General features: G+C 30.1%; 15 protein-coding genes. 14 read left to right on the plus strand and 1 reads right to left on the minus strand.

Annotated elements, in window-relative coordinates:
- The first annotated feature begins 42 nt into the window (after nt 1-42).
- From GFJ99_RS06495 to GFJ99_RS06510, 4 genes are all read left to right on the plus strand, one after another.
- Complete coding sequence (locus tag GFJ99_RS06495; RefSeq protein ID WP_153208038.1) at nt 43-966, plus strand: LysR family transcriptional regulator; 924 nt, start codon at nt 43-45, stop codon at nt 964-966.
- A 624-nt stretch (nt 967-1,590) separates the two neighbouring features.
- A complete protein-coding gene (locus tag GFJ99_RS06500; protein ID WP_153208039.1) occupies nt 1,591-2,217 on the plus strand; it encodes a hypothetical protein in 627 nt (208 codons plus the stop codon).
- Between the two features lie 12 nt (nt 2,218-2,229).
- Nucleotides 2,230-2,469, plus strand: coding sequence for a hypothetical protein (locus tag GFJ99_RS06505; protein ID WP_153208040.1), 240 nt, complete (start codon nt 2,230-2,232; stop codon nt 2,467-2,469).
- 168 nt (nt 2,470-2,637) lie between these two features.
- A complete protein-coding gene (locus GFJ99_RS06510) occupies nt 2,638-3,657 on the plus strand; it encodes a hypothetical protein (protein ID WP_153208041.1) in 1,020 nt (339 codons plus the stop codon).
- A gap of 226 nt (nt 3,658-3,883) precedes the next feature.
- Here the strand turns inward: GFJ99_RS06510 and GFJ99_RS06515 are convergent, their stop codons facing one another.
- A complete protein-coding gene (locus tag GFJ99_RS06515; protein WP_153208042.1) occupies nt 3,884-5,860 on the minus strand; it encodes a thiamine pyrophosphate-dependent enzyme in 1,977 nt (658 codons plus the stop codon).
- A gap of 210 nt (nt 5,861-6,070) precedes the next feature.
- Here GFJ99_RS06515 and GFJ99_RS06520 point away from each other — a divergent pair, with 210 nt between their 5' ends.
- The 10 genes from GFJ99_RS06520 (at nt 6,071) to GFJ99_RS06565 (ending at nt 12,777) form a co-directional block, all read left to right on the plus strand.
- Nucleotides 6,071-7,024, plus strand: a complete 954-nt coding sequence (locus GFJ99_RS06520) for an isopenicillin N synthase family oxygenase (protein ID WP_153208043.1) — start codon at nt 6,071-6,073, stop codon at nt 7,022-7,024.
- Nucleotides 7,025-7,168: 144 nt separating this feature from the next.
- Nucleotides 7,169-7,552: a GxxExxY protein gene (locus tag GFJ99_RS06525; RefSeq protein ID WP_153208044.1), complete on the plus strand. Its 384-nt coding sequence runs from the start codon at nt 7,169-7,171 to the stop codon at nt 7,550-7,552.
- Nucleotides 7,553-7,604: 52 nt separating this feature from the next.
- Entirely contained in the window at nt 7,605-7,940 is a 336-nt protein-coding gene (locus tag GFJ99_RS06530) for a translation initiation factor (RefSeq protein ID WP_153208045.1), read from the plus strand.
- A 66-nt stretch (nt 7,941-8,006) separates the two neighbouring features.
- The gene (locus tag GFJ99_RS06535; RefSeq protein WP_153208046.1) at nt 8,007-8,873 is read left to right on the plus strand and encodes a nucleoside phosphorylase; all 867 of its coding nucleotides are present in this window, start codon (nt 8,007-8,009) and stop codon (nt 8,871-8,873) included.
- 13 nt (nt 8,874-8,886) lie between these two features.
- The gene (locus GFJ99_RS06540) at nt 8,887-9,267 is read left to right on the plus strand and encodes a VOC family protein (RefSeq protein WP_153208047.1); all 381 of its coding nucleotides are present in this window, start codon (nt 8,887-8,889) and stop codon (nt 9,265-9,267) included.
- Nucleotides 9,264-9,797, plus strand: a complete 534-nt coding sequence (locus GFJ99_RS06545) for a GNAT family N-acetyltransferase (RefSeq protein WP_153208048.1) — start codon at nt 9,264-9,266, stop codon at nt 9,795-9,797. The genes GFJ99_RS06540 and GFJ99_RS06545 overlap by 4 nt, the downstream gene beginning before the upstream one ends.
- A gap of 21 nt (nt 9,798-9,818) precedes the next feature.
- Nucleotides 9,819-10,316 carry a hypothetical protein gene (locus GFJ99_RS06550; protein ID WP_153208049.1) on the plus strand — a complete coding sequence of 166 codons (498 nt, stop codon included), beginning with the start codon at nt 9,819-9,821 and terminating at the stop codon, nt 10,314-10,316.
- A gap of 37 nt (nt 10,317-10,353) precedes the next feature.
- Nucleotides 10,354-11,199 carry a substrate-binding domain-containing protein gene (locus GFJ99_RS06555; protein ID WP_153208050.1) on the plus strand — a complete coding sequence of 282 codons (846 nt, stop codon included), beginning with the start codon at nt 10,354-10,356 and terminating at the stop codon, nt 11,197-11,199.
- Nucleotides 11,200-11,226: 27 nt separating this feature from the next.
- Nucleotides 11,227-12,156, plus strand: a complete 930-nt coding sequence (locus tag GFJ99_RS06560; RefSeq protein WP_153208051.1) for a transglutaminase domain-containing protein — start codon at nt 11,227-11,229, stop codon at nt 12,154-12,156.
- 39 nt (nt 12,157-12,195) lie between these two features.
- The gene (locus GFJ99_RS06565) at nt 12,196-12,777 is read left to right on the plus strand and encodes a hypothetical protein (protein ID WP_153208052.1); all 582 of its coding nucleotides are present in this window, start codon (nt 12,196-12,198) and stop codon (nt 12,775-12,777) included.
- Nucleotides 12,778-12,787 lie beyond the last annotated feature (10 nt).

Genomic DNA, 12,787 nt, shown 5'->3' on the forward strand with positions numbered 1-12,787 from the left:
TATTTTTATTTATATTTGTAATCATTTACATAATTATATTTTATGAACTATACATTAAACCAATTGCGTATATTTTTAAAAGTTGTTCAAAATCAGAGTGTAACAAAAGCTTCTGAAGAATTACATTTAACTCAACCTGCAGTGTCCATTCAATTGAAAAATTTTCAAGATCAATTTGAAATTCCACTGACTGAAGTAATTGGAAGGAAAATTTATGTAACCGATTTTGGAAAAGAAATTGCAGAAGCAGCTGAACAAATACTACAACAAGTAGGAACAATTAATTACAAAACGTTAGCCTATAAAGGGCAGCTTTTTGGAAAAATTAAAATTGATATTGTATCTACAGGAAAATACATTATGCCTTATTTTTTATCTGATTTTTTAAAATTACATCCTGGTGTTGAACTCGAAATGGATGTAACCAATAAAAATAAAGTGGTTAAAAGTTTACAACAAAATGAAATAGATTTTGCTTTAGTATCCATTCTTCCAGAAAAATTAAACGTAGAAAAAATAGACTTAATGCAAAACAAACTCTATTTTGTAGGTAATATGGAGGAAGATTTTACTTCAAAAAAGGATATGGAAACTATTTTACAAAAACGTCCATTATTATTTAGAGAAATTGGTTCTGGTACAAGGCAAACTATGGAACGTTTTATTCAAAAAAATGCGATTAAAATAGAAAAGAAAATGGAACTTACTTCAAATGAAGCAGTAAAACAATCCATTTTAGCAGGATTAGGATATTCAATCATGCCTTTAATTGGTATTCGTAAAGAAATACAAAACAAGGACTTACAAATTATTCCTTTAAAAGGATTACCCATTAAAACCGACTGGAGTTTGATTTGGGTAAAAGGTAAAAACCACAACCCAGCCGCCCTAGCCTATTTGGAATATTTAAAAAAGGAAAAAGAAGCGATTATAAAGAATAAGTTTAGTTGGTATGAAACGGTGTAAGCTTGTTTTATAGTTTATTAGTAAGAAACTTCTTAAGTGATCAAATAAAAAAATGCAAAGCAATCGAAAAAATATAAAGTATACTTGCTATTATTTATCAATTGATTGACATTAAAATCAATTATAAATATGACTTTATATTCAATTTCGATTAAATTCTAATTCAAGTTTTGGTTATCAAAATTAAAGAATAGTTTAAAAAAATATTTAGAGATTGCAGACTTTTCAAAATATTTTCATAGCTTTGATTAAGGTCATTTGTTTATTTAATTAATTTTAAAACTAATTAAATGTCCATATTTTAATAATTCTATGAACATTGTTTTATTTTTTTCTAAATACATAACGGGTTTGTTTTTATACCCCATACTATTAAACAAATAATATTAATCATGACAGACTCATTTTTGGAGGTATTACAACTGTAGTAACCAACAGTATTTAATATTGATTTAGTTTAAACAAAGAAAAAACAGTAGGAAATCTTAAAGTAGAATATTTCTACCCAAGAACTAAAATGTTTGAAACTAAATTTAAAGATAAATACTTTAATCACTCTTTAGAAGAAAGAAAAGTACAACTTAAATTCCTTTCCGAATTTTTAAACGATTTTGATAAATAAGCATGAAAACTACTAAAGACAAAACAGCCCCTAGCAAAGCCCTTTGGCCATTGATTATTTTTTATATTTTATTTGTAGTAATTGGGATTGTAGGAATGGTTTTAGCCCCGATTCATATTATTATTAACTCCATTGATTTAATTATTTATAGCTATTACTATCTTGTTGTTCCAATTGCAATTGTGATTAGCATTCTTTTTTTACAGATTATTTATCGTCATCCTGAATTTATGAAACAACCAATCGCTATTAAATTCATAATTCATATTTTCAGCATCGTATTCATTATTTGGGGTATCTTAGGAAGTTTAAATTTCGCAAACAAAATTCCATCAAAATCTAAGCCTTATGTACTAACTGGAAACATTATTTCACTATATAAAAAAACACCATCCATTAGCAATGTAAAACGAACTTATCATAAAAACAGGTATTTTGTTTCACTTTTAGAAACCAACACTAAAAAGGAATATGACTTACAGATAACAGAAATACTTTATGACTCTTTGGATAGTATACAAAATACTTCAATAATAATTGAAGATATAAAAAATAATAACGTTGAAATTAAAAATAACACACAAGCAAATATTAATTTAAAAATTGGATGGCTAAATGTTATTTATTAAAAAACACAACATATGGATAATTTAGAGTGGAAATGCGAACATGAAATCATTACCTTAGATAGTGATAAAAGACAAATTGTAAGATGCAATATTACAGACAATCCACATAACAGTTTTGAGAGTTATGAAAAATTTGAAGATTTTTTAATAAATAAAAATTTCACAGCAATGATAATTAAATCAAATTTTTCTGTTGAAATTTATAATGAAATTTTAAATGAGGTAAAAAAAAGATGTTCAGAAGATATTTAAATGAAATTTAACTAAATCCTAAAAATATCTTACGTGTTAAAATATAATATAAAATAACAACAAAAGACTATTTTACTAATATAGTATCATAAAAAAATAAAAAATATTGTATAAAAAGATAAAAAAAATTAAATTTACAACTATCTTATTTTCTTAAATAAAATTAATATGACATCAAAACTTTTCTTAAAAACACTCATTTTATGTTTAGTTAGCTTTAATAGTTTTTCTCAAACATATATTCGATTTTCTAATACACCAATTATTGAATCTGATTTAAATACGGTACCTAATGTTTTAAAATTTAATTCAACAGATCCTGTATATATAGCTTTTGAAATACACGATGTACAAAAAATGAAATTATTAGAAAGTGAATCCATTTTTATTAGTATGCGTTTTTTGAGTGGTGTTCAACCAATAGAAAACTATAAAATTTCTGCTACTCAGGACAATCAAGGTGTTATTCGTGGTTCAGGAGTTATAATACCACCAACAAACGAGGCGGCAACCTTTGACGTAAATACAATTCACCAAGAATTTCATTATAGATTTTTGCAAGAAATGGAAAAACAAACTGCAAATCAAAAGAAATGGAAAGTTAGTATTGATGAATTTGATGTAACCGTTTATGACCACTTAAAGGGTTATAATACTAGAATTGGTATTGGTATGTTTTCGGAAGATGCAGATCGGTTTCCTCAGTTTTCTGGAATAATGCCAAATATTAAATTAAAAAAAGTTGTTGAATTTTCTAAAGAACTTTCTAAAGACTATCCTTTTTCAGATATCATCAATAAATCAACTGAAAAAGCGGAGGCTCAAAAAAAGGAAATGTATTCAAATCTTACTAATAAAACCAAAGCACCAAAAGATTACTTAAACAATGATTTTAAAGGCTTTGATGGAGAAATAACTCGTGTAGATGTAGAAAAAATTGCATTTAAATTATTTAACAATACAGATTATAAATTAAAAATGCTTAGTTATTACAATAGCAGTATTAGTAATATTAAAAAAAATAACGGCTTTCCTGATTATAAAACATTTGATGTAGGATTTTATGCTACTAAAAACAATGGAAAATGTGCATATGGTAGAATCACTATAAGTTCAAATTTTAATGGTGTAAGTTATGATCCATGGAAAATATTTAACAATAAATTAATAGACTGTTTATGTGAATAACAGTCTATTAATTGATAAAATTAAGGCATACAATTACCCATTAAAACCGATTGGAGTTTAATTTGGGTAAAAGGCAAAAATCACATCCCAGCCGTCCTAGCCTATTTGGATTATTTAAAAAAGTAAAAAGAAGCGATAATCCACTCCAAATTTAGCTGGTATGAGACGATGTAAAATTAAAAAAGACACCCAGAAAGTGTCTTTTTTAAAATATTTATTGTTCAAATTAATAAGCCAATAGCTCTTTTAATTCTTTTTCAAATCTAACTTTAGGTAAATATTGATCTTCTAATGATTTCATAAATGGAATAGGTGATTCTAAACTTCCCACTCTTCTAACAGGAGCATCTAAATGTTCGAAGCAGTTTTCCATAATCATTGCTGAAATATCGCTGGCAACACCACCAAATAAAGTATCTTCTTGTAAAATGATTACTTTATTTGTTTTCTTGATTGAAGCGTAAATTGCATCCCAATCCATTGGTTGTAATGTTCTTAAATCCAATAAATCTGCTTTAATTTCTGGATTTTTAACTAGAGTTTCTAAAGCCCAATGAACGCCTGCTCCAAAAGAAATAATCGTAACATCCGTTCCTTCTTTAATTAAAGACGCTTTCCCAAAAGGTAACGTATAGTAATCTTTTGGTACATCTTGATACACACTTCTATACAATTGCTTGTGTTCGAAGAATAATACCGGATTTGGATCGTTAATTGCGGTATTCAATAAACCTTTTGCATCATAAGGAAACGCTGGATACACTACTTTTAATCCTGGTGTTTTGGTAAACCAAGCTTCGTTAGTTTGTGAGTGGAAAGGTCCTGCCTGAGTACCACCACCACAAGGCATACGCACCACTACATCCGACTTTTCTTGCCATCTGTAATGTTGCTTCGCTAATAAGTTTACGATTGGATTAAATCCGGTTGAAACGAAATCTGCAAATTGCATTTCCATTACCGCTTTAAATCCGTTTATTGATAATCCGTTAGCGGCTGAAACTACAGCACTTTCACAGATTGGTGTATTTCTAACTCTTTCTTTTCCAAATTGCGCTACAAATCCGTCGGTAATTTTGAAAGCACCACCATATTCAGCAATATCTTGTCCCATAATTACCAAATTCTCATGGCGTTCCATCGACTGACGTAGACCATTCGAAATCGCATCAATCACACGGATATTTTCTACTTCTGAAGAAGGATTGAATGCTTCAAATTCGTAAGGTTGGTAAACATCTCCCAATTCTTCTTCTAACGAAGCTACAATTTCTGGTTCTTCTTGCACTTTTGCCCAATCCGTATCGATTTCTTTCTTAATTTCAGCTCTAATAGCTTCATCTTCTTCTTCTGATAAAACGGCTGTAGCTTTTAAGTAATTTCTATAATTTTCTACTGGGTCTTTCACCGCCCACATGTCCATTAATTCTTGCGGAACATACTTAGTACCACTCGCCTCTTCATGACCACGCATTCTAAACGTTTTGAACTCTAATAACACCGGACGCGGATTTTCTACCATAGATGCTTTTAATTCCGAAATCAAATGCACTACTTCTAACAAGTTATTTCCATCAACAACGTGGCTTTCCATTCCGTAACCTACACCTTTATCGGCAAGGTTTTCACAACGGTATTGCTCGTTTGTTGGTGTTGATAATCCGTAACCATTATTTTCAATAACGAATAAAACCGGTAATTCCCAAACAGCTGCAATATTCAAAGCTTCGTGAAAATCGCCCTCTGAAGTAGCCCCTTCACCAGTAAATACTGCTGTTACTTTTCCGTTCTTTCTTAATTTATTGGCTAAAGCGATTCCGTCTGCAATCCCTAATTGAGGACCTAAATGCGAAATCATTCCAATAATCTTATATTCTTGCGTTCCAAAGTGGAAACTTCTATCACGACCTTTTGTGAATCCGTTTTTCTTTCCTTGCCATTGCGAAAACAAACGGTGCAACGGAATATCACGCGTAGTAAATACTCCTAAATTACGGTGCATTGGTAAAATATATTCATCTTTATCCAAAACTGAAGTAATCCCCACAGAAATAGCTTCTTGTCCAATTCCAGAGAACCATTTAGAAACTTTTCCTTGACGAATTAAGATAAGCATCTTTTCTTCTATCAATCTGGGTTTCAATATTTTTTTATATAAATCTAATAATTGAGGATTCGTTAATTCTTTTCTTTCAAAGTTCATGATGTTGGAACAATTAAATTTTGCTCAAAAGTAATAAAAATAACATTTTGAAAGTGAATTGTTATAAAAAATTAACTCTTTTTTTGAACGCATTAATATTGAGTAAATTAGAATGTTAATAACTTTACTATTTTGAATTTAAATTATTTCTATACATTTGTCAATACTTGGGTTTAGCCCAAAATGATTTATTAATAACAAAGCTTAAGTATGCAACAAATTCCTAGTGTTGACTTACGTGATTTCCTGTCGGATGATCCGGCACGTAAACAAAAATTTGTAAATGAAATCGGAAAAGCCTACGAAGAAATCGGCTTCGTAGCATTAAAAGGTCATTTTTTAGATGACAAATTAGTTGAAGGTTTGTATTCAGAAGTAAGAAATTTTTTCACACTTCCTTTAGAAACCAAAGAAAAATACGAAATCCCGGGCATTGGCGGACAACGTGGTTATGTTTCTTTCGGTAAAGAACATGCTAAAGGTCGCTCTGCTGGTGATTTAAAAGAGTTTTGGCATTTTGGACAATACGTTAGTGAAGGTTCTAAATATGCTGGTGAATATCCAGATAATGTTGAAGTAACTGAATTGCCTAAATTCAATGAAGTAGGTAAAGAAGCGTACCAAATGTTAGAAAAAACAGGCGTTTATGTGTTAAGAGCTTTAGCGATTTACATTGGTTTAGACGAATTCTACTTTGATAAATACATCAAAGACGGAAACAGTATTTTACGTCCAATTCACTACCCACCTATTACTGACGAGCCTAAAGATGGAGCCGTTCGTGCAGCAGCACATGGTGACATCAACTTGATTACCTTATTAATGGGCGCTCAAGGAAAAGGATTACAAGTACAAAATCACAATGGAGAATGGATTGACGCTATGGCACAACCAGACGAATTGATGATTAATGTGGGCGACATGTTATCAAGACATACGAATAATAAGTTGAAATCAACGATTCATCAAGTGGTTAATCCGGCAAGAGAATTGTGGGGTTCTTCTCGTTATTCAATTCCTTTCTTCATGCATCCTGTAAGTGATATGAGTTTAAATTGTTTGCCTGAATGTATCGATGAAAATAATCCAAAATTATATGAAGATATTACCGCTGGTGATTTTTTACATGAACGTTTGGTGGAATTAGGTTTAATTAAGAAATAAAGAATAAAATACTCTAAATAATAAATTCCAAATTCCAAGTAACATTGGGGTTTGGTTTTTTGTTTAAAGATTAATATTTACACGCCACAATAGAACGCGGATGAAACGGATTTTTCGGATAACCGCAGATTATAAATAAAAATTATGAGTAGTATTTTACACAAAGAGTTAACAGGTTCAATTTTGAAATTATTTTATGAGGTATACAATGAGCTAGGATATGGTTTTCTAGAAAAAGTATATCAAAATGCATTGTATACTGAATTGAAAAATAATGGATTTGAAGTTGAATCTCAAAAGCAAATAAAAGTATATTACAAGAATGTTGAAGTAGGAGAATATTATGCCGATTTAATAGTAAACGATAAAGTGATTTTAGAATTAAAAGCTACTGAAGTAATTACTGAAGCTCATGAATTTCAACTACTTAATTATTTAAAAAGCACGAATATTGAAGTAGGACTTCTATTAAACTTTGGAAAAAAACCTGAGTTTTGTAGAAAAGTATTTCAAAATTATAGAAAATAAAATCAGCGGTAATTCGAAAAATCAGTATTATCTGCGTTCTAAAAAATTAACTATGAATGATTTAGAAGAACAACTAAAAAAACTTTTCCCCGACCACGAAGTTTCAAATGAACCAGAAGCAATCGAGGAAACCCATCATGAACTATTTGTTCAAAAGGAACCTATGATTTGCAAATATGAAAAACGTAAAGGAAAGCCTACCACGATAATTTCAGGATATGAAGGCGAAGAGGAAGATTTTAAAATCTTAGCTAAGGAAATCAAAAGCAAATTAGCAGTAGGTGGCACTTTTAAAGAGGGTGAAATCATCATTCAAGGTGATTATCGTGATAAAATCATGAAACTATTACAAGATAAAGGATTCAAAACAAAACGAGTAGGTGGATAAATTTGTTTCAGGTTTCAAGTTCAAAGTTAAAGAACCTGAAACCTGAAACTTTAGACTAAAAAACAAATGATAGCAGCATCAGAATTAATATTAAATCCAGACGGAAGTGTATATCACATCAATTTAAAACCTGGACAAGTAGCTAACGATATTATCTTCGTTGGTGATCAAAATCGTGTTGAAAAAATTACCAAACACTTTGATTCTATTGAGTTTACGACTCAAAAACGCGAATTTAAAACCCAAACCGGAACCTACAAAGGCAAAAGAATTACCGTTATGTCAACTGGTATTGGTCCAGACAACATCGACATCGTAATGAATGAATTAGACGCTTTGGTAAACGTGGATTTAGCAACCAGAACTGTTAAGACAGAATTGACTTCGTTGAATATAGTTCGTATCGGAACTTCGGGTTCGTTACAAGCGGATATTCCTTGCGATAGTTTTGTTATGAGTCAGTATGGATTAGGTTTAGACAACATGCTTCGCTCCTATTTAATCGATGAAATTTCGGAAATAGAAATGGAAGAAGCGTTCATCAAACAAACGAATTGGGACATGAGAAAAGGGCGTCCTTATGTAATTTCTGGAAGTAAAACTTTAGAACAACGTTTGGAAAGCGATAAAATTTTCAAAGGATTTACTGGAACAGCTGGTGGATTTTACGGACCACAAGGACGTGTAGTGCGTTTAGGAATTCAAGATCCAGAATTAAATTCTAAAATGGATAGTTTCAATTTCAACGGAACTAAAATGACCAATTTAGAAATGGAAACCGGCGCTATTTATGGTTTAGGAAAACTATTAGGTCATAACTGTTTATCATTAAATGCTATCATCGCAAATCGTGCAACTGGAACTTTCAGTGAAGACCCATACAAAGCTGTGGATGAATTAATTGAATATACTTTGAATAAGTTATCTGAATAATTAAAAAAAAAAAATGACGTTTCGTTTTGCAAGACATACCAATAATTTAGAACAAGTTAAATCTTTTTATATCGATATTTTAGGTTTTGAATTATTAGGTAATTTTGTAAAACATAATGATTATGATGGTATTTTTATTGGAAAATCAAATGAGAATTGGCATTTAGAATTTACAAAATCAGAAGAAGTTGTTCATTTTGATTTTAACGAGGATGATATTTTAGTTTTTTATCCAAACAATAAAATAGAGTTTGACTTCATCATGAATAAAATTCAATCAAAAAAAATTGAATTCGTAGAAGCCAAAAATCCTTATTGGAATGAAAACGGGAAAATGATTTTAGATCCTGATGGATATAGAATTATAATTTCTGATTTAAAAATAAAACAATGAAATTAATATTAGAAACACCAAGACTAATCCTAAGAGAAATGCGTCATGAAGATGCAAATGCTCTATTTGAAATGGATTGCAATCCTAATGTTCACAAATATCTGTGGCAAAAACCTGTTGTTCACATTGACGAAGTTCATGCTTATATTGATATGGTTAGAAAACAATACGTTGATTACGGAATTGGGCGTTTTATTGCTATTACTAAAGATACGAATGAATTAATCGGTTGGACAGGAATTAAATTTGTAAACGACCACGTAGAAAATGGAAATACCAATTTTTATGATTACGGCTATCGTTTAAATGAAAAATTTTGGAACAAAGGTTTTGCTACTGAAGCTTCAAAGGCTTGGTTAGACTATGGTTTCAACCAAATGAACATCCAAGAAATGAATGCTTATACGCATGCCGAAAACGGGGCTTCTAATCACGTTTTACAAAAAGTAGGTTTTCATTTTATGGAAGATTATCCAGATGAAAATGATGTAATTTGGAAATGGTGGCAGCTTTTAAATAGTGTTCAGTAATCAGTATTTAGTATTCAGAAAATGGAATTTAAAGAACTAATCGATAAAGTAAAAAACATTCCTTACGGTAGAAATGCTAATAGATACGATTTTTCATTAGTACTTTCTGAAAACAAAGGAACTTGTAGTTCAAAACATGCTTTCTTAAAGGATTTTGCAGATAATAATGGAATTGAAAATGTTAAGTTATACATTGGAATATTTAAAATGAACGAGACAAATACACCGAAATTGGGTGATTTACTTTCAAATAATAAAATTGAGTACATTCCAGAAGCACATTGTTATTTGAAAATAAACCAAGTTCCAGTTGATGTCACAACAGTTGATTCATTTTACGACAAAATAAAGCAGGATATCGTTGAAGAAATCGAAATAACTCCTAATCAAGTAAGTGATTTTAAAGTAACTTATCATAAGGCTTTTTTGAAAAATTGGATTAAAGAAACCAATCAAAATAATAACTTTGAAGAAATTTGGGAAATTAGAGAGCAATGTATCTCAAAATTATCTGTATAGTCTTAATACTTAATTCTTTTGTCTTAATACTTTTAAAATGAAAACAATCAAAATAGCGGGAGTTCCAGAACATTTCAACTTACCTTGGCATATGTGCATTGAAGATGGCGAATTTGAAGCCGTGGGAATCGATTTACAATGGACTGATGTTCCTGAAGGAACAGGAAAAATGTGTCAAATGTTGCGCGATGGTGAAACCGATATTGCCGTAATTCTTACCGAAGGCATTATCAAAGATATCGCTGCTGGAAATCAGAGTAAGATTGTACAAGTTTATGTGCAAAGTCCTTTGATTTGGGGAATTCACGTTGCTGCTAATTCTAATTATAAAACACTTTCCGATTTAGAACATAAAAAAGTAGCGATTTCTCGCATGGGTTCCGGTTCGCATTTGATGAGTATTGTGAATGCACAAAATCAAAATTGGAATACAGAAAACATACAATTCGAAATCGTAAATACTATTGATGGCGCCGTTGAAAGTTTAACTTCAGGAAAAGCTGATTATTTCATGTGGGAACGTTTTATGACGCAACCTCTTGTAGATAAAGGGATTTTTAGAAGAATTGCAGATTGTCCTACTCCATGGCCTTGTTTTGTAATTGCAGTTCGAAATGAAGTTTTGGAAAATCATCCAAAAGTAATTGAGCAAATTTTAGACATCATAAATACTACAACCGAAGAATTTAAGCTAATTCCAAGTATTGATAGAACTTTAGCAGCCAAATATAATCAAGAAGTTGCTGCAATACAAGAATGGTTGAAATTAACGCGTTGGTCGCAAAAACAAATGACAGCACCAACTTTAGAAAAAATTATGGAACAACTTTTGAAGCTTCAAATTATCGATAAAAAACCACCAAAAGAATCGATACTTAAATAATTCCGTATTTTTATCGTTTTAAACGAAATGACAATTAAAATCCCCACAATCGCTGAATTAAAAGAAAAGCTTTCTTTACCGAAGCCATGGGATAATGTTATCATTTTTTTATTAAATATTCTTATTGCAATTCCTATTTTTATAATTGCTCATCAAAATTTAATTGATTTAAATTGGCCAATTCATTTAGATAGAATTTTACTTTTTATTTTACTTGTTGTAATTATTCAGTTAATTTTAAGATTGGTTAAAACAATTTTAATTTTAATCATTTTCTTGTATTTAATCTCGTTATTTTATGGAACTATTTTTGGTGGATATGGTTTTGGAAGAGTATTTGAAGATTATAAACACATGATATATTCAATGAGTGAAAACCCTAAACCTCAGGACATTATTATTGAAAAACTTTTACCTTTCCCTAATAAATCTAAAATTATAGATGCAGTAGATTTTGCAAATCCAAAAGTTAGAAACTTTGCATTATATGCAACTTCAAAACACTTTACTACTAGTAATGAAACCGGAGATAAAAGAAGAATGATTCAGTGTTTTGCCATTTTCAAAGAAATTAGAAATCATTGGAATTATGTAAACGATCCTAAAGGAAGAGAATATATTGCTTATGCTTCAGAAAGTTTACAACATTTTTCTGGCGATTGTGATGATCATGCAATATTAATGTCGGCTTGTATTAAAGCAATTGGTGGCACTCCTAGAATTATTCATACAGGAGGTCATTTGTATCCAGAAATGTTAATTGGAAATAAAAATGATTTAGAATATGCCATATATTTAATAAAAGAAGTATTGTTTATTAACGAAAGTAAGAATCAAGAAATTCACTATCATATTGATGAAAGAGGTCAGATTTGGTTGAATTTAGATTACACAGCAACCTATCCTGGTGGAAAATTTATGAGTGAAGAAATTTTAGGAGCTCTTACTTTTAATTAATTATTTTGTTATATTTACGCAAATTAACATCCCCTATTTATGAAAAAAATAAGTGTAATATTTTGTTTATTCCTTTCCTCTATTTCCTTTTCCCAAACAAATTTAGATACAATAGCCTCTCCAATTCTTACAAAAAAAAACGAAGTTAAACTTGATGTTCTAAATTTAATTTCAAATGGAAGATTAGGAATTACTTATGAGCGCTTTTTAAATAATGATTTCTCTGTTGGAATTACCGGAATGTTCTTAAATAAATCAAGCAAAAAAGATAACTTTTCAACTGACGACACTAGAACATTAATAGATTATCAAATAATACCTTATGTACGTTATGCTTTATCTAAAAGCGCAGTAAACTTATATTATTTAGAAGCCTTTACTTCTATTAATGGCGGACAATATAAAGAGTTAGTTACCCTAAATAATGGAGTTGCTGATTATGTTGTAACTTCTGTTAAAGAGTATAATGATTTAGCAATTGGTGCCTCTGCAGGATATAAATTCTATATAAAAGAAAGTTTTGTAGTTGATATTACTATTGGAATGGGAAAAAACTTATTTCACGCAGAAAGTCCAAAAGATATTTCAAGATTAGGAATTAATTTAGGTTATAGATTTTAAAAAGAAAACA

This window comes from Flavobacterium sp. LMO6 (genome assembly GCF_009495795.1).
Classification (GTDB): Bacteria; Bacteroidota; Bacteroidia; order Flavobacteriales; family Flavobacteriaceae; genus Flavobacterium.

Bases quoted from the DNA above. Each gene is read 5' to 3' on its own strand.
- GFJ99_RS06495 (WP_153208038.1), top strand. From the start codon at position 43: ATGAACTATACATTAAACCAATTGCGTATATTTTTAAAAGTTGTTCAA.
- GFJ99_RS06500 (WP_153208039.1), top strand. From the start codon at position 1,591: ATGAAAACTACTAAAGACAAAACAGCCCCTAGCAAAGCCCTTTGGCCA.
- GFJ99_RS06505 (WP_153208040.1), top strand. From the start codon at position 2,230: ATGGATAATTTAGAGTGGAAATGCGAACATGAAATCATTACCTTAGAT.
- GFJ99_RS06510 (WP_153208041.1), top strand. From the start codon at position 2,638: ATGACATCAAAACTTTTCTTAAAAACACTCATTTTATGTTTAGTTAGC.
- GFJ99_RS06515 (WP_153208042.1), bottom strand. From the start codon at position 5,860: ATGAACTTTGAAAGAAAAGAATTAACGAATCCTCAATTATTAGATTTA.
- GFJ99_RS06520 (WP_153208043.1), top strand. From the start codon at position 6,071: ATGCAACAAATTCCTAGTGTTGACTTACGTGATTTCCTGTCGGATGAT.
- GFJ99_RS06525 (WP_153208044.1), top strand. From the start codon at position 7,169: ATGAGTAGTATTTTACACAAAGAGTTAACAGGTTCAATTTTGAAATTA.
- GFJ99_RS06530 (WP_153208045.1), top strand. From the start codon at position 7,605: ATGAATGATTTAGAAGAACAACTAAAAAAACTTTTCCCCGACCACGAA.
- GFJ99_RS06535 (WP_153208046.1), top strand. From the start codon at position 8,007: ATGATAGCAGCATCAGAATTAATATTAAATCCAGACGGAAGTGTATAT.
- GFJ99_RS06540 (WP_153208047.1), top strand. From the start codon at position 8,887: ATGACGTTTCGTTTTGCAAGACATACCAATAATTTAGAACAAGTTAAA.
- GFJ99_RS06545 (WP_153208048.1), top strand. From the start codon at position 9,264: ATGAAATTAATATTAGAAACACCAAGACTAATCCTAAGAGAAATGCGT.
- GFJ99_RS06550 (WP_153208049.1), top strand. From the start codon at position 9,819: ATGGAATTTAAAGAACTAATCGATAAAGTAAAAAACATTCCTTACGGT.
- GFJ99_RS06555 (WP_153208050.1), top strand. From the start codon at position 10,354: ATGAAAACAATCAAAATAGCGGGAGTTCCAGAACATTTCAACTTACCT.
- GFJ99_RS06560 (WP_153208051.1), top strand. From the start codon at position 11,227: ATGACAATTAAAATCCCCACAATCGCTGAATTAAAAGAAAAGCTTTCT.
- GFJ99_RS06565 (WP_153208052.1), top strand. From the start codon at position 12,196: ATGAAAAAAATAAGTGTAATATTTTGTTTATTCCTTTCCTCTATTTCC.